The sequence below is a fragment of the Rhodococcus erythropolis NBRC 15567 genome, assembly GCF_001552595.1.
In the GTDB taxonomy this organism is placed as follows: Bacteria; Actinomycetota; Actinomycetes; order Mycobacteriales; family Mycobacteriaceae; genus Rhodococcus_F; species Rhodococcus_F erythropolis.
In genome coordinates this window covers 931844-947457 of sequence record NZ_BCRM01000001.1, presented here as the reverse complement: position 1 = coordinate 947457, position 15614 = coordinate 931844, and the positions used below count along the sequence as shown (strand labels likewise).

General features: G+C 64.0%; 15 protein-coding genes. 2 read left to right on the top strand and 13 right to left on the bottom strand.

Translation table 11 applies throughout. From position 1 onward, the window contains the following. Positions 1-80: 80 nt before the first annotated feature. From purM to purL, 9 genes are all read right to left on the bottom strand, one after another. Positions 81-1160: a phosphoribosylformylglycinamidine cyclo-ligase gene (gene purM / locus RE4_RS04600; RefSeq protein ID WP_003940225.1), complete on the bottom strand. Its 1080-nt coding sequence runs from the start codon at positions 1158-1160 to the stop codon at positions 81-83. A gap of 207 nt (positions 1161-1367) precedes the next feature. After that, positions 1368-2114 carry an AIM24 family protein gene (locus RE4_RS04595; RefSeq protein WP_019745100.1) on the bottom strand — a complete coding sequence of 249 codons (747 nt, stop codon included), beginning with the start codon at positions 2112-2114 and terminating at the stop codon, positions 1368-1370. Between the two features lie 13 nt (positions 2115-2127). Continuing rightward, positions 2128-2805, bottom strand: coding sequence for an AIM24 family protein (locus RE4_RS04590; protein ID WP_003939918.1), 678 nt, complete (start codon positions 2803-2805; stop codon positions 2128-2130). A gap of 3 nt (positions 2806-2808) precedes the next feature. Continuing rightward, positions 2809-3417: an AIM24 family protein gene (locus tag RE4_RS04585; protein WP_003940441.1), complete on the bottom strand. Its 609-nt coding sequence runs from the start codon at positions 3415-3417 to the stop codon at positions 2809-2811. Positions 3418-3570: 153 nt separating this feature from the next. Next, complete coding sequence (gene purF, locus RE4_RS04580) at positions 3571-5148, bottom strand: amidophosphoribosyltransferase (protein ID WP_003940541.1); 1578 nt, start codon at positions 5146-5148, stop codon at positions 3571-3573. Between the two features lie 126 nt (positions 5149-5274). Then, complete coding sequence (locus RE4_RS04575; RefSeq protein WP_003939745.1) at positions 5275-5664, bottom strand: sterol carrier family protein; 390 nt, start codon at positions 5662-5664, stop codon at positions 5275-5277. Next, complete coding sequence (locus RE4_RS04570) at positions 5664-6320, bottom strand: CPBP family intramembrane glutamic endopeptidase (protein WP_060938082.1); 657 nt, start codon at positions 6318-6320, stop codon at positions 5664-5666. The genes RE4_RS04575 and RE4_RS04570 overlap by 1 nt, the downstream gene beginning before the upstream one ends. Then, positions 6317-8101: an alpha/beta hydrolase gene (locus RE4_RS04565; protein WP_060938081.1), complete on the bottom strand. Its 1785-nt coding sequence runs from the start codon at positions 8099-8101 to the stop codon at positions 6317-6319. Before RE4_RS04565 ends, RE4_RS04570 begins: the two co-directional genes overlap by 4 nt. 3 nt (positions 8102-8104) lie before the next feature. Continuing rightward, positions 8105-10393: a phosphoribosylformylglycinamidine synthase subunit PurL gene (gene purL / locus RE4_RS04560; RefSeq protein ID WP_019745104.1), complete on the bottom strand. Its 2289-nt coding sequence runs from the start codon at positions 10391-10393 to the stop codon at positions 8105-8107. 250 nt (positions 10394-10643) lie between these two features. On the opposite strand from purL, the gene RE4_RS04555 reads away from it, so the two are divergent. Beyond that, positions 10644-11621, top strand: coding sequence for a Dyp-type peroxidase (locus RE4_RS04555; protein WP_021332102.1), 978 nt, complete (start codon positions 10644-10646; stop codon positions 11619-11621). An 11-nt stretch (positions 11622-11632) separates the two neighbouring features. Here RE4_RS04555 and RE4_RS04550 read toward each other — a convergent pair whose 3' ends face one another. Further along, complete coding sequence (locus RE4_RS04550; RefSeq protein ID WP_060938263.1) at positions 11633-12925, bottom strand: M18 family aminopeptidase; 1293 nt, start codon at positions 12923-12925, stop codon at positions 11633-11635. An 88-nt stretch (positions 12926-13013) separates the two neighbouring features. Then, on the bottom strand, positions 13014-13367 hold the full coding sequence (locus tag RE4_RS04545) for a VOC family protein (RefSeq protein ID WP_020970627.1): 354 nt from the start codon (positions 13365-13367) through the stop codon (positions 13014-13016). A gap of 67 nt (positions 13368-13434) precedes the next feature. Here RE4_RS04545 and RE4_RS30980 point away from each other — a divergent pair, with 67 nt between their 5' ends. Next, positions 13435-13608, top strand: a complete 174-nt coding sequence (locus RE4_RS30980; protein ID WP_155716977.1) for a hypothetical protein — start codon at positions 13435-13437, stop codon at positions 13606-13608. A 12-nt stretch (positions 13609-13620) separates the two neighbouring features. Here RE4_RS30980 and RE4_RS04540 read toward each other — a convergent pair whose 3' ends face one another. Further along, positions 13621-14217, bottom strand: coding sequence for a CatB-related O-acetyltransferase (locus RE4_RS04540; RefSeq protein ID WP_070796070.1), 597 nt, complete (start codon positions 14215-14217; stop codon positions 13621-13623). Between the two features lie 126 nt (positions 14218-14343). Then, complete coding sequence (locus RE4_RS04535; RefSeq protein WP_007733810.1) at positions 14344-15573, bottom strand: acyl-CoA dehydrogenase family protein; 1230 nt, start codon at positions 15571-15573, stop codon at positions 14344-14346. Between the last annotated feature and the right edge of the window lie 41 nt (positions 15574-15614).

Below are 15614 nucleotides of genomic sequence, written 5' to 3'. Positions count from 1 at the left end.
TTTTCTGCCCCGCGCCTGCTTGTACGGACACACAAAACTGCCCCACCGGATCTCTCCGATGGGGCAGCTGACGTTGCGGCCTAGAAGCGCGGGTGGTCTCCGGCCAGGAACGCACGCTCTGCAGCGGCGTCCGACGCCTTCTTGACGCTACCGAGCGTCCAGCAGTCGATGTGGCGTGCAGTCAGGACGGCAAGTGCGCGGTCGACGTCCTCGGGCGCCACGACGGCAACCATGCCGACGCCCATGTTGAAGGTCTGCTCCATCTCGGCGCGCTCGACGCGTCCGCGCTGCGCGATCATCGCGAACACCGGAGCGGGGCTCCAGGTTCCGCGATCGAGTTCGGCGACCAAGCCCTTGGGCATGACGCGTGCAAGGTTGTTGGCGAGGCCGCCACCGGTGACGTGGCAGAAGGTGCGCACGTCGGTCTCGGCAGCGAGTGCCAGGCAGTCCTTGGCGTAGATCTTCGTGGGCTCGAGCAGTTCCTCACCGAGCGTGCGGCCGAACTCGTCGACGTGTGCGCTCAGGTTCATGCGGTCGATCTCGAGCAGGACCTTGCGGGCCAGGGAGTAACCGTTGGAGTGAAGTCCCGACGAGCCCATGGCGATGACGACGTCGCCGGGGCGAACGCGGTCCGGTCCGAGCAGCTTCTCGGCCTCCACGACACCGACGCCGGTGGCGGAGAGGTCGTAGTCACCGTCGGCCATGATGCCGGGGTGCTCGGCGGTCTCGCCTCCGAGGAGAGCGCAACCGGCCTGGATGCAGCCCTCGGCGATGCCGCTGACCAATTCCGCGACGCGCTCGGGGATGACCCGGCCGACAGCGATGTAGTCCTGAAGGAACAGCGGCTCGGCGCCACAGACGACGAGGTCGTCGACAACCATGGCGACGAGGTCGAGTCCGACCGTGTCGTGCTTGTCCATCGCCTGCGCGACAGCGAGCTTGGTTCCGACGCCGTCGGTCGATGCGGCGAGCAGCGGCTCCTTGTAGTCACCCTTGAGGGAGAACAAGCCGGCGAAACCACCGAGGCCACCCATGACCTCGGGGCGGCTGGCCTTCTTGGCCAGAGGGGCGAAGAGTTCCACCGCCCGGTCGCCTGCGGCGATATCGACTCCTGCTGCCGCGTAGGAGGCGCCTGCGGTGCGGTGACTGTCCTCGGTCATCGGGTTACTACTCCAGCCTTGTATTTCTCGCGAGCACGTATTGCTCGTGCACAGGTAAGTGGTCTTGCAATGTGAAGTGTTTGCAATCCTCGTGACGCGAGATGGATCGTTCGACTCGAGACCCAGAGCGCGCACACAAATACCGACGATTACGCCCATACGCTACCGGACCGGCCCCCTCGGTGAGACCTCGCGTACCCCGAGACGTCAGTTCTGCAGCCGCGCACCGATCGAGGAGTGCAGCGCTCGCAGACTGTTCTGCCCGAGTGCAACGGTCTCGGATTCGATGTGTTTGAGGAGGTGCCCGTCGTGGACGACCTTCTCGCTCGACTGGATCAGCACCGTGCCGGCTCCGGTGAAATCGAACTGGCGTTCTTCACCGGTATTCGCGCCGAACATGCTTCCCCGAACCGCGCCCAGGAAGCTCTGCATCCAGTCCGCATCGAAGTGATGGGACGGCGACGGGCAGTCGGCCCAACCCACCAACGCCTGCGGGTCGATGCGCAGCGGCGGCTCCGCGAACATGACCGGGCCGTTGGACGACGCCAGGAACTTGCCCGTTCCCAGCAGCGTCAAAAAGCCTGGGACGATGGACTGTTTGAGGTCCAGGCTCGTCTCGAAGGCGAGGAGATTGGCCGCGCGAATCGTGAGGTTGCCGTCGTCGAGGTCGTAGGAATTGATGTTGAATCCGCGGTCGCCGAGGATCAACTTGCCCTGCCCCTGGGCGAGCACCCAGTCGTCCGCGTAGAGCGGCGAAGAGAACCTGGCCGCGACGATCGCCGTCATGCTCGTGCGCCCGAGCGGCTCGAAGTTGATGTTTCCGTAGTACGCGATCATCGCGCCCTTGGACGTGAACCACGGTTGTCCGGCCATCTCGACGCAGAAGGCGTAGTCGTTGCCCGGGACGTTGTCGTTGGCGGGCAGAGTTGCCGGATTGTGAATTTCGATACCCATGCTCTTTGCCCTCTCAGAACTTCTGCTCGGACGCCTGGACCCAGACGGTGCCGGCGCCGGTCATCTTCAGCTGGATGGACTCCCCCGAGCCCTTGCCGACGGCCTCGCGCCAGCCGACGTTCGCGGAGATGTCGACGTTGATCTGACCGATGTGGCACACGTATGCCTGCGGGTCGACGACGACCTGAGGATTGTTCGGACCGACCTGCAACGGAATCGCGCCCCCGTGCGAGAGAACCGCGACGCTTCCCTGTCCGTGCAACTGCGTCGTGAACAGCCCTTGACCGGTCATCGCTCCGCGTACCGCTCCGCGCACACCGCCCTGCGACGTGAGAGCGACTATCGAACTCTGGAGGTAACCGTCGTGTGCGAGGAGTCGGTCGGCTTCGACCGTGAGCATCGACGAACCGTCGAGGTGGATGACCTCGACATACAAACCGGCGTGCCCGTAGAAGACCTCACCGTTTCCCTCGGCCGCCATCATGCGTGCATGCTCGCCGGACATCATGCGGCCGGCCATCCCGGCGATACCGCCCATGTTCGGCATGGCGCCTGGCCCACCGCCCATGCTGTGCGGGATGAAGCGGACGTCACCGGTGTAGTAGAGCATCGACCCGGTGCGGGCGAGCACGTTCTGGCCAGGCGCGAGGGTCGACTTGACGACCTTGCTGTTCACCAATTCCAACGGCATGGTTCAGCGCTCCTCGGGCTGGATGTAGACGACTCCGGATCCGTCGAATCGCAGCGAGAACGCTTCACCGCTGCCACCGCCGATCGCGGAGCGCCAGGTGACGTCGGTGACGAAGCTCTGGTTGAGCTGGCCGCGGTGAGCGACGAATGCGTCGGGATCGGCAACCAGCGGATACTGCGGGCTGACTTCGAGCGCGATGATCGGTCCGCCCTTCGACAGCACGGCCACCAGACCGGTGCCGCTGACGACCGTCGTGAACAAGCCCTGTCCGGAACCTGCGCCGCGGAGGCCGGCAAATTTCACATCGGTTCGCAGCTGTCCGACCAGTGCGAGCAACTGTGACGCTTCCACGTGCAGAGCGTCGTTGTTGAGTTCGATGATCGTGATGTCCTGGGCGTCGACCGCGAAGTAGACGGTGCCTTGTCCGCTGACTTCCATCAGGGACAGTGATTCACCTGCCGCCTTCTGTTTCAGCGCGGCACGTAACCCACCGCCACCGCCCATACCGGCGTTCTTGAAGGTGATCGCACCCTCGTACGCCACCATCGAACCGTTGATCGCTTTGATGGTGTCCCCCACCAGGTCTGCGACCAGTACCCGGTGCCCATCCATTCTCAGTTGCGCCACGGAGGGCACTATGCCAGATGCTCACGACGTATGCCGTGTCGTCGAACGGAAAGTCGTGGAACAGAAAATCTGCCGCCCACATGTTGTGGACGGCAGATTCTCGGCTATCGTTTTTCGGCGCTTTGCAGCTTTCGGTGTTCAGGGGCGGCTGAGCGCGCTCGCGTTGTCGTTGTCGCGAGTGGCCGTCGAACCTGCGGTGCTCTCGAGCATCCCCTCGAGGACGTTCTTGCCGATCGACGTTTCCTTGGGAAGCGCGATCGGGTAGGTCCCGTCGAAGCATGCGGCGCACAGACGGCTGGCCGGCTGCTCGGTCGCGGCGATCATGCCTTCGGTGGAGATGTATCCGAGCGTGTCCGCTCCGATGGAACGACGCACACCGTCGAGCATTTCCTCGAACGTCGCATCCTGTCCGCCTGCTCCGTTGGCGATCAATTCGGCCGGTGAGGCGAAGTCGATGCCGTAGAAGCAGGGCCACTTGACCGGCGGCGAGGCGATACGGACGTGAATTTCGAGGGCGCCGGCTTCGCGGAGCATCCGGATGAGCGCACGCTGAGTGTTACCGCGGACGATCGAATCGTCCACCACCACAAGCCGCTTGCCGCGGATGACTTCCTTGAGCGGGTTGAGCTTGAGCCTGATACCGAGCTGACGGATCGTCTGCGACGGCTGGATGAAGGTACGGCCGACGTAAGCGTTCTTCATCAAACCCTGGCCGTAAGGAATGCCCGAACCCTGGGCGTACCCGACGGCTGCGGGGGTGCCGGACTCGGGAACGGGGATGACCAGATCGCCTTCGGCGGGGTGCTCGCTGGCGAGCAGACGGCCGATCTCGACGCGGGTCGAGTGGACCGAACGGCCACCGATGACGCTGTCGGGACGCGCGAGGTAGACGTACTCGAAGACACAACCCTTGGGAGTCGGGTTCGCGAAACGCGAGGAGCGGACGCCGTCTGCGTCGATCGCGAGTAGCTCACCGGGCTCGATGTCGCGAACGAACGACGCGCCGACGATGTCGAGGGCTGCGGTCTCGCTGGCGACTACCCAACCGCGGTCGAGTCGACCGAGGCAGAGCGGGCGGATGCCGTGCGGATCGCGCGCTGCGTACAGCGTGTGCTCGTCCATGAAGGTGAGGCAGAACGCGCCCTCCAACGTGGGAAGCAATTCCATCGCGGCCTGTTCGATGGTGCTGTCGCCGGCAGCGTGTGCCAGGAGACCACCGATGAGGTCGGAGTCGGAAGTCGCGGCATTGGGGCGCTTGTCGTTGACCAGGCCGGCTGCACGGGTGCGGCTCGCGAGTTCAGCGGTGTTGACCAGGTTGCCGTTGTGGCCGAGCGCGATGCCGGTACCGGCAGTGGTCGTACGGAAGATGGGCTGCGCGTTCTCCCACGTCGTGGAACCGGTGGTGGAGTAACGGCAATGTCCGACGGCGACATGTCCTGGCATCGCTGCGAGAGTCTGCTCGTCGAATACCTGGCTGACCAGGCCGAGATCCTTGAACACCAACACCTGGGAGCCGTCGGCTACCGCAATGCCGGCAGCTTCTTGACCACGGTGCTGAAGTGCGTACAGGCCGTAATAAGTGAGCTTCGCCACATCCTCTCCCGGCGCCCAGACGCCGAATACACCGCATTCTTCGCGGGGCTCGTTCTCGTCCTCGTCGGACGGGTTCGAAGCGAGGAGATTTGGACTGTTGACCGACAGATCGGCACGAGTCACCGGGCGCTCCCTTTGTGGGCAGGGGTTGGGGGGCATCCACAGTCTACGGCCATTTTGGGACACACTTCCCCTGAGGGCAGCCTTGGGCCTCAGATCACGCCGAAGCGAACCGGATGGTCTCTGTCACTACGCCAACCGGAGCAGTGGGAGCCAGTGCGCAATTTCGGGGGCGCGGCTACCTGATGCGTCGACTCGTCCGTCACCTGCGGCCTCGGAGAACTCGAGCAATCCGGTGACCATCTGCAACCACGTGCGAGCGTCCGTCTCGACGACGTTGGGCGGGGTTCCGCGCGTATGACGTGGACCTTCGATGCATTGCACGGCGACAAACGGCGGCACCCGCACCTCGACGCTCGATCCGGGGGCGATCTGTTCGAGTGTGCGCGCACTCATCTTCACTGCGGCGCCGAGTTCGGCGCGAGAAGGCTTCGGAAGTTCCGGATCGCGAAGCCACGGGCCGACAGCCAGGACTGCGGCACGGAATTCGGCGGGGTCGACGGCGCGGCGGGGCGGCATCAGTTCACTCCTTGTCTTCGAGTAGCGATACGAACGGCAAGTGCGCCACCGGCATTGGTCGCGAGGTGCAGCAATGCCGGTGCGAGGACGCTGCCACCCCTGCGATGCAGCCACTCGAACAGCAGTGCCGACGCGCCGGTGAATGCCACTGCAGCGGGAACGTTGTCGCCGGCACCGCGGGCGGGGGCGACGTGCCACAACCCGAAAGTCAGTGCATGAACAGCCTGCGCGGTGGGACGGTTCAGCTCACGATTCCAGACTGCGGACATCGCGCTACGGAACAACAGTTCCTCGGAAAGCACCGTGCCGAAGGGGATGTGCAAGATGATCCATTCGAGGAAGTCCTCACGGCCGTCTGCTCGCTCGTCGGCAGCGAGTGTCGCACGCAAGGACGGGACAACCAGAGCGGCGCTGTAGCCGGTGAGGACCGCCCCGGCCGCGGCTCCGCCGAACTGGGCACCACCACGAATTCCGGTGTGTGCCAATCCGAGTTCCTCGCGGGTGTAACCACGTGCGAGTAAGACTCCGATGGCCGACAGACCGGCCGCGGTGTTGACCACGGCGCGAGCGCGAGGCGAAAGACCGAATGCCGGAAGCACGACGTTGCTCCAGGTGATCGCGGCGGAGGAGAGCGCGATCGAGGCGACTCCCTTCACTTCTCGGGGCCCTCGGATTTCACGGCGACAACCAACGCCGACCGCACCCGCTCGGTTTCTACGGCCGTCCATCCCTCGGGCTGGGCGACGCTGATCCAGGCGTCCAGAACGGAGGTTCCGTAATTGTGACCGTGACCGTCCGGAACTCCCGCGGCGTTACCGAGGTCTGCGGACACCTGCCAGAACGTCACGACCGGGAACCATTTCATCGACGGTGAGCGGTCGAATCCCGGTACTTCCTTGAGCCACTCGGGCCGGTTGAACATGAGGTCGGGTGACCACCACACCACCGGATCGGAAGGATGCTGGACAAACAGAACTCGCGGCTGCGGCCACGTCATACCGTCGGTCGGAATGTCTTCGGGGCGATCCGCGAACCGGACTCCGGCCAGACCGTCCGCGTACACGGGCGCCACTTCGGGAGTGCCGGGATCGCGCCTCTTCTCGATCGAACGCCACAACTGCGTCGCGTTCGGTGGACCTACCCACAGAATTCCGTCGGCGGTATCGCGCGCCGCTTGCAGTGTGTCGAATGCCCCCGCGCCGGCCATGACGCCGAGGCTCTCGCCGTAGACCATGAACTTCGGTCTGGTGGCTTCTGGTTCCTGAAGCCATCTTTCGTGTACCCGCTCGATCAAAAGGCGACCGGCAGCTTGCGCCTTCTCCTGGTCTGCGAGGAACGAGATCCAACTCGGCAGGTACGAGTACTGGCTGGCGACAAGAGCAGTGTCGCCGCCGTGTACAAGCTCGATTGCCTGTGCCGCAGTGGGATTGACCCACCCTGTACCTGTCGTCGGAATGACCACGAGGACCTTGCGTTGGAAGGCGCCGGTTCGCTCCAGTTCCTTGATGACCAGATCCATACGCTCTTCGGGATCTTCGGCGCTTTCGAGTCCGGCATACACGCGAATCGGATCCATCGCTTGGTTACCGGTTGCCGCTTCGAGTTCCTGAGCGTCCAGTCCACGCGAGACGAAGTTGCGCCCCTCGAACCCCAATGTGTCCCAGGGAGCAGCAGATTCGGGGCTGCCCGATTTCATGGGATCCTGCGGTTCGGCGACGCCGTCGCGAGTGGTCGAGTTCTGCAGACTGAAGATCGAGTTGGTCGCGGCATAGATTCCGCGGACGAGGACGCCGTCAACCAACATGAAGAACAGGACGGTGACAACCAGGACGCCGACACCATTGGCCACAGACCGCGACCAGTGGAACCGCCGCATCAGCTGTCGGGCAATCAGTTTCACCAGATCGTGGAGGACCCGCCAGATCGAGATGAGCAGGCCGCCGATGAAGAGGCTCAATCCGAGGGTTCGGATGTAGCCGGAGGTGGTCGTGCCTTCGGCGTCGGTCAGCGCCGCAATTTCGCGTTGCCACCCGGCGGCGTAGACCAGCATGATGATCGCCGCGACGATGGATGCGACCGGTACGAAGACCTTGATCGCGGAAGGCACCGGCTCGGGCAGGGGCCACCACCGTCGACCGCTGAGCAGGTATCGCTCCACAGCCCAACCGATCGCGGTGCCGACGCCGTAGCCGATGGCCGAGTTGATGCCGCCGATCAGACCCTGGAAGAGCCAATCGCGCGGCAGCAACGACGGCGTCAGAGACCAGCAGAAGAAGAACGCGGCAAACGCGATGCCGGTGAAGTCGAGTTTGAGGAGCCCCCACGCCCACTCGGTGAAGCGGTTGTCGAACTTCTCGAGAGATGCGGGAACAGCCAGCCGCAGGTGGTGTTCCTGCGGCTGGCTGTCAGAAGAAGTCAGTTCTCCGGAATCGACCATCTATCACCCGAACAGTGCGGGCAGCGTTCCCTCGAAGGCCTCACGGAGCTTGGCCATCGTGACGGAGAAGTGTCCCTGGACCTCGACGGAGTCGCTGCCCTCGTCGACGACCCCGATACGCGTCCACGGCAAGCCGCGAGCGGTGCACATACCGGTGAAGCGGGTCTCCTCGGTGCGAGGAACCGCAACCAGGACGCGTCCGGACGATTCCGAGAACAGGGTCACGAACGGATCTGCGCCCTCGGGAATCAGGATGCGGCAACCGGTTTCGCCGGCCAGCGCGGCTTCGACGACAGCCTGGGCCAGTCCACCCTCGGAGAGGTCGTGAGCTGCGGTGACCAGTCCGTCACGCGAGGAGGCGAGCAGGATGTCCGCAAGCAGCTGCTCACGGGCGAGGTCGACCTTCGGCGGCACGCCACCGAGGTGACCGTGCTCGACCTGCGACCAGATGGAGCCGTCGAACTCGTCGTGGGTGTCGCCGAGCAGGATCAGCGTCTCGCCAGGCTCGAGTCCGAGGCCCGTCGGGATACGGCGGTGAACGTCGTCGATCACACCGAGGACGGCAACCACCGGCGTCGGCAGGATGGCCGTGGATCCGGTCTGGTTGTAGAAGCTGACGTTGCCGCCGGTGACGGGGATGCCGAGGGTGGCGCAACCGTCGGCGAGGCCGCGAACGGCCTGCTGGAACTGCCACATGACACCCGGGTCCTCGGGAGAACCGAAGTTCAGGCAGTTGGAGACGGCCTTGGGCGTTGCGCCCGTGACTGCCACGTTGCGGAAAGCCTCGGCCAATGCGAGCTGCGCACCGGTGTACGGATCGAGCGCGGTGTAGCGGCCCGAAGCGTCGGTGGACAGAGCGATTCCGCGTCCGGTCTTCTCGTCGATGCGGATGACACCGCCGTCGGCGTTCTCGGCCAGGACGGTGTTACCGCGGACGTAGCGGTCGTACTGCTCGGTGATCCACTTGCGGCTGCACAGGGCAGGCGAGGCGATCATCTTCAGCAGGGTCGCTTCGAGCTCGGCGTCGGTTTCGGGACGCTTCAGTCCGGCGGTCGTGTTCGCGATCAACGCGTCCTGGCTTGCCGGGCGCTCGACGGGACGGTTGTAGACCGGGCCTTCGTGAGCGACGGTGCGCGGGGGAACGTCGACGACGGTCTCGCCGTGCCAGGAGATGGTGAGGTGCTCACCGTCGGTGACCTCGCCGATGTCGGTGGCCAGGACGTCCCACTTCTTGCAGACCTCCATGAACGCATCGACGTTCTCGGGCGTGACCACGGCGCACATGCGCTCCTGCGATTCGCTCGAGAGCACCTCGGCGGGGGTCATGCCGGTGGCGCGCATCGGAACCTTCTCGAGGTTGATGTGCATGCCGCCGTCACCGGCTGCAGCCAGCTCGGAGGTGGCGCAGGACAGCCCGGCGCCGCCGAGGTCCTGGATGCCGACAACGAGGCCGGCCTTGTAGAGGTCGAGACAGCACTCGATGAGCACCTTCTCGGTGAAGGGGTCGCCAACCTGAACCGCAGGGAGCTTCTTACGTCCGCCGGTGTCTCCACCCTCGTCGTCGAACGTCGCCGACGCGAGGACCGAGACGCCGCCGATGCCGTCGAGACCGGTGCGTGCGCCGAACAGGATGATCTTGTTGCCTGCACCCGAAGCGAAGGCCAGATGCAGATCCTCGACGCGCATGACGCCGGCTGCCAGTGCGTTGACCAGCGGGTTGCCTGCGTAGGACTCGTCGAAGACCGTCTCGCCGCCGATGTTGGGGAGGCCGAGGGAGTTTCCGTATCCACCGACACCACGCACGACACCGTCGACGACGCGACGGGTATCGGGGGCGTCGGCAGCACCGAACCGAAGCTGATCCATGACGGCGATCGGACGAGCACCCATGGCCATGATGTCGCGGACGATGCCACCGACACCGGTTGCCGCACCCTGGTAGGGCTCGACGTACGACGGGTGGTTGTGGCTCTCGACCTTGAACGTGACTGCCCAGCCGTCACCGATGTCGACGACGCCGGCGTTCTCGCCGATTCCGGCCAGCATGTTGGCGCGCATCTCGTCGGTGGTGGTCTTGCCGAAGTATCCGAGGTGGACCTTCGAGGACTTGTACGAGCAGTGCTCGCTCCACATCACCGAGTACATCGCCAGTTCGGCGTCCGTGGGACGGCGGCCCAGGATCTCCTTGATGCGTGCGTATTCGTCGTCCTTGAGACCGAGCTCCTTGAACGGCTGAGCGGCATCGGGATCAGCCGATGCGTGCGTGACGGTATCGACCTGGTGAGCAGACACTGGAGAGTGGTCCCTTCCCTACGGGAGTCAAGAGGCAAGCCGGCGCGGAGCGGGACACCACGAATGTGCCCAACGAAAGAACGTGCCGGGGGACAGTCTATCGGTGTGGGCCGACGACTTCCGCAGACGGCAGCACCCGCAACACCTCCGGGCCTGCGAAGTATCGCCCGTCACACCTGCCCCGGTTTGGGTAATCCGGTCGGTTTTCTTAAGGTCAGGCCGGTTCATTCTTTCCCTCGAAAGGTCTCGCATGCCCCAGGATGTTCGTCAAGCCGACCTCACGGCACAGTCCCAGTCGGTGACCACTCCCCTCACTCCGGCTGCAATTTTCCTGGTCGCGACCGTGAATCCGGGTGGCGAGAACACCACACGAGAACTGCTCGCCGATGTCGCCGGTCTGCAGCGGGCTGTGGGGCTGCGCGTCCCTGGATCGGGTTTGGACGTCGTGACGAGCATCGGTTCGCTGGCCTGGGATCGACTGTTCGCCGGTCAGCGCCCTGCGCTGCTGCACCCGTTCACCGCTTTGCAGGGTGACGTTCACTCGGCGCCGTCGACTCCCGGTGATCTGCTCTTCCACATCCGCGCGATGAGTATGGACGCGTGTTTCGAGGTGGCTCGGCAGATCACGAAGCGACTGCACGGCGCGGCCACGGTGGTCGACGAGGTTCACGGCTTCCAGTACTTCGAGAACCGCGACCTCATCGGCTTCGTCGACGGCACCGAGAATCCGGTCGGCCGCGACGCCGTCGCCGCAGTGACGGTCGGCGACGAGGATCCTGCGTTCACCGGCGGCAGCTACGTCCATATCCAGCGCTACATCCACAAGATGCGCGATTGGGAAGCAATCACCGTCGACGAGCAGGAGCGTGTGATCGGGCGCAGCAAGCTCGAGGACATCGAGATGACGTCCGACGTGAAGCCGGCCAACTCGCACGTCGCGCTCAACGCGATCAAGGACGAGAACGGCAAGGCTCTCGAGATCCTGCGTGCCAACATGCCGTACGGGCGCCTCGGTGACGACGAGATCGGCACCTTTTTCATCGGCTACTGCCGCACGCCTGCGATCACCGAACGGATGCTGGAGAACATGTTTCTCGGCGACCCCCGCGGCAACTACGACCGACTACTCGACTTCTCGACGGCTGTGACGGGCTCGATGTTCTTCACACCGAGCGCCGACTTCTTCGAGGGTCTCCCGGCCGCACCCGCCGGGCTCTCAGCACTTTGACTACGCGACCTCTAACTTCGAGGCGTGAGGAAGGCACCGAGCGCGTCGGCATACATGCGGACGTCTGCCGCGCCCATCAACTCGCGGGCCGAGTGCATCGCGAGCTGGGGTGCGCCGACGTCGACGGTGGACAGTCCGGTCCGTGATGCCGTGATGGGTCCGATGGTGGAGCCGCACGGCAGATCGGCGCGGTGGACGTAGCGCTGCATCGGCACTCCCGCCTGATCGCACGCGAGCGCGAATTCGCCTGCACCAGCCGCATCGGTGGCGTATCGCAGGTTCTGGTTCACCTTGAGTACAGGCCCACCGTTGATCTCGATCCGATGAGCGGGCTCGTGGCGGTCCGGGTAGTTGGGGTGCGTCGCGTGAGCCATGTCGCCCGACGCGCACACCGAGCCCGCCATCGCCTGCAGGAATTCTTCGCGGCCACCACCGCGCCCCAACACGATCCGTTCGAGCACGGTGTTCAGCAGATCTGAGAAAGCTCCACGGTCGGACATGCTGCCGACCTCTTCATGATCGAAGAGTGCGAGCACCGGGACCTGCTGACCGGGTGACTCGACTGCGGCCAGAAGTGCTTGTGTCCCTGCATAACACGTGCCCTGATTGTCCAGCCGAGGGGCGCTGACCAATTCCTTGTCCACCCCCACGACTGCGCTGGGCGCAAGATCGTGTGTCATCAATTCCCAGCCGAGAACCGACGACGCGGCTACACCCGCACGCTCGGCGACAAATCCGATGAACGACTTGGGTTTCGAACCCACGCCCCAGATTCCGTTGACGTGCCGCTGCGGATCCAGCGTCACGCCCTTGCGATCTTCGGACAGGTGGATAGCCAGCTGCGGAACACGCAGAATCGGGTCGTCGATGCGAACCAGCTTCTGCTCCACCGTGTTTCCCACCCGGACACTCAATCGTCCGGAGATACCGAGATCGCGGTCGAGCCAGGAGTTCAGCCACGCACCGCCATACGGTTCGAGGCCCACCATCTGCCACCCGGCCGAAGTGAGGTCGGGATGCTGTTTGACCCGCAGGTTCGGGCTGTCGGTATGACCTCCGACAATCCGGAACGGAGCGGTACTTCCCACGCCCTCGGTGCTCCAGGCAATCAGCGAACCACCGCGCACGAGGAAGTACCGTCCGGGCTCGGCGGGCCACGACTGCGTTTCGTGGACTTCGACGAACCCACCGGCCGTCAGCTCGGTCGCCACCGTCGCGCACACATGGAACGGCGACGGTGACGAATCGACGAAGCTGCACAGGCCGACTGCGTCGGCCCCGGTCCGAGAAGTCTGAGAAGTCATGCCCCTCATCATGCCCGAATCGGTGTCCGCGAAATCAGTGGGCACGAAATCAGTGGGCGCGAATCGGGTGAGCTCAGAACCTGTCAGCTCAGGCGTGAGGACCGGACACGCAGAACTGGTTCCCATCAGGATCGAGGAGCGTCACCCAACGGAAACCGTCCATGTTCTCGCGGTGGTGCTCGGTTGCTCCGGCCTCGACGAGCCGCGCCACCTCGGCGTCGAGATCCGGACTCCCCAAATCGAGATGGATGCGATTCTTGCCGGCAGTGGGGTCCGGGACCTTCTGGAATGCGAAGTTGGTGGCGCTGTCAGGGACCGCGACGATGTAGAACCAACCGTCGTTCTCCTCGACGATGTTTCCGCCCAACTGCGCCGCCCACCACGTTGCGAGCGGACCAGGATCGAGACTGTCGAAAGTGATCATGCCGAGTGTGAGAGTCATGCGCACAAGCTAATGCAAGCCACCGACAAAGAGTCTCGATCTCGGGCTGAGATGAGACGATCCTCGAATGGGATTCACAACGCTGCGCGACCGTGTTGCAGAACCACTCTTCGCAGTTTTCATCGCGACCGGATTACTCCTGAGCGTCCTGATCACCTTCACCGCAACAGGTCTTGCCGTCGGCCTTCTCGCGGCCGCCCTGCTTTATGTCCGGAACTACTCGCTCACACGAACGAACTAGCGGGCGCGGAGATCACTCGACCGCTTCGAGTTCCGCGACGCTCCCGTCCGAGATCACTCGGACGTGGCGGGTGATCTTCTCGATCGGCCAGTCCCACCACGCAATTCGCACCAACTTCTCGATGTCTTCAGCGCTGAAGCGGCGCTTGATCTCCATTGCCGGGTTGCCGCCGACAATTGCGTAGTCCGGGACGTCGCGCGTTACGACGGCGCCGGTGGACACGATCGACCCGTGGCCGATCCGGACACCGGGCATGACTGTCACGTTCCCGCCGAACCACACGTCGTTCCCCACGACGGTGTCACCGCGCGACGGCAAATCCTGCACCAAATCCATGTGCCGGGCCCAATCGCCGCCCATGATCGGGAACGGGTAGGTGGAGACACCGTTCATACGATGGTTCGCGCCGTTCATGATGAAGGTGACACCGGTGGCCAGGGCGCAGAACTTTCCGATCACCAGTTTGTCGGGACCGTAGTGATGCAACACGTTTCGAGTCTCGAACTCTTCGGCGAACTCCGGATCGTCGTAGTAGGTGTACTCCCCTACCTCGATCAACGGGTTGTCGATCAACGGCTTCAGCAACACCACTCGTGGTTGCCCGGCCATCGGATGAACATTTGTGGGATCTGGCGCGTTCACTGCTTACTCCGATCCGTCGGCGCGGTGTCGCCGACCGCAGCAAGACTATCCGGTTCCTGCTGCGGTCGACCGACCAGCGAAAACGTTCCGGTGTCAGCCCAGGAGGCCCTTGGCGATATGGGTGACCTGAATTTCGTTGCTGCCCGCATAGATCATGAGCGACTTGGCATCACGCGCCAACTGCTCCACTCGGTACTCGGCCATGTAGCCGTTTCCACCGAACAGCTGCACGGCTTCCATCGCGACCTCGGTCGCTGCGCGCGACGAGTACAGCTTCATCGCCGACGCCTCCGCCAGGCTCACTTTGTCTCCGGCCGCGGTGCGTTCGATCGCGTTGAAGACCATGTTCTGCACGTTGATTCGAGCGACCTCCATCTCGGCGAGCTTGAGCTGGATGAGCTGGAACTGCCCGATCTCACGTCCCCACAGTTTGCGGGACTTCGCGTATTCGATGCTCAGACGGTGACATTCGTTGATGATGCCCAGTGAGAGCGACGCGATGCCGATGCGTTCGGCGGCAAAGCTCTCCTTGGCGCTGGACTTTCCGTCGGACTTTCCGCTGTCCTCGGTTTCGCCGAGCAGACGATCCTTGGTGATGCGGACGTTGTCGAAGAACAGCTCACCCGTCGGCGAGGAGTTCATTCCCATCTTCTTGAACGGCGGGCTCTGCGTGAGCCCCTCCATGCCCTTGTCGAGGATGAAGGCGAGCACCTTGCGGTCACGACGATCAACCGACGCGTCCCCCTCGTCGAGCTTTGCGTAGACGATCATCACGTCGGCGTACGGACCGTTGGTGATGAAGGTCTTGTTGCCGTTGAGGATGTAGTCGTCACCGTCGCGGCGTACGTAGGACTTCATACCGCCGAAGGCATCCGAGCCGGAGTCCGGTTCGGTAATCGCCCATGCACCGACGGTTTCGAATGTCACCAAGCCGGGGAGCCAGCGTTCCTTCTGCGCGAGTGTGCCGCGGCTGCGGATAGTTCCGGCGGCCAATCCGAGGCTGACGCCCAACGACGCGACAAGACCGAGGCTGACGCCGGCCAATTCGCTGTTGAGCACAACGCCCATGCTGCCTGCGCCACTGAAGGCGCTCGACTTCTCACCGTCACCGGACGGAGCATCGCCGCGCTCGCGTGCGAGCGACTTCTCGAGGCCCTCGCGTGCCATGTCGGCCAGACCGAAGGTCGAGTACAGCTTGCGAATGATGTCGAACGGCGGCAGCGCACCACTTTCGAGCTCGTCGACGTGAGGTCGCACCTCTTTGTCGATAAAGCCCCGCAAGGCGTCGCGGAACATCAGGTCGGTGTCGGACCACTCGTACATGTGCCTGAACTCCAGTCGGTGAACGATCGAGAGACTGCCGA

Bases quoted from the DNA above. Each gene is read 5' to 3' on its own strand.
- purM (WP_003940225.1), bottom strand. From the start codon at position 1,160: ATGACCGAGGACAGTCACCGCACCGCAGGCGCCTCCTACGCGGCAGCA.
- RE4_RS04595 (WP_019745100.1), bottom strand. From the start codon at position 2,114: ATGGGTATCGAAATTCACAATCCGGCAACTCTGCCCGCCAACGACAAC.
- RE4_RS04590 (WP_003939918.1), bottom strand. From the start codon at position 2,805: ATGCCGTTGGAATTGGTGAACAGCAAGGTCGTCAAGTCGACCCTCGCG.
- RE4_RS04585 (WP_003940441.1), bottom strand. From the start codon at position 3,417: ATGGATGGGCACCGGGTACTGGTCGCAGACCTGGTGGGGGACACCATC.
- RE4_RS04575 (WP_003939745.1), bottom strand. From the start codon at position 5,664: ATGCCGCCCCGCCGCGCCGTCGACCCCGCCGAATTCCGTGCCGCAGTC.
- RE4_RS04565 (WP_060938081.1), bottom strand. From the start codon at position 8,101: ATGGTCGATTCCGGAGAACTGACTTCTTCTGACAGCCAGCCGCAGGAA.
- RE4_RS04555 (WP_021332102.1), top strand. From the start codon at position 10,644: ATGCCCCAGGATGTTCGTCAAGCCGACCTCACGGCACAGTCCCAGTCG.
- RE4_RS04550 (WP_060938263.1), bottom strand. From the start codon at position 12,925: ATGACTTCTCAGACTTCTCGGACCGGGGCCGACGCAGTCGGCCTGTGC.
- RE4_RS04545 (WP_020970627.1), bottom strand. From the start codon at position 13,367: ATGACTCTCACACTCGGCATGATCACTTTCGACAGTCTCGATCCTGGT.
- RE4_RS30980 (WP_155716977.1), top strand. From the start codon at position 13,435: ATGGGATTCACAACGCTGCGCGACCGTGTTGCAGAACCACTCTTCGCA.
- RE4_RS04540 (WP_070796070.1), bottom strand. From the start codon at position 14,217: ATGGCCGGGCAACCACGAGTGGTGTTGCTGAAGCCGTTGATCGACAAC.
- RE4_RS04535 (WP_007733810.1), bottom strand. From the start codon at position 15,573: ATGTACGAGTGGTCCGACACCGACCTGATGTTCCGCGACGCCTTGCGG.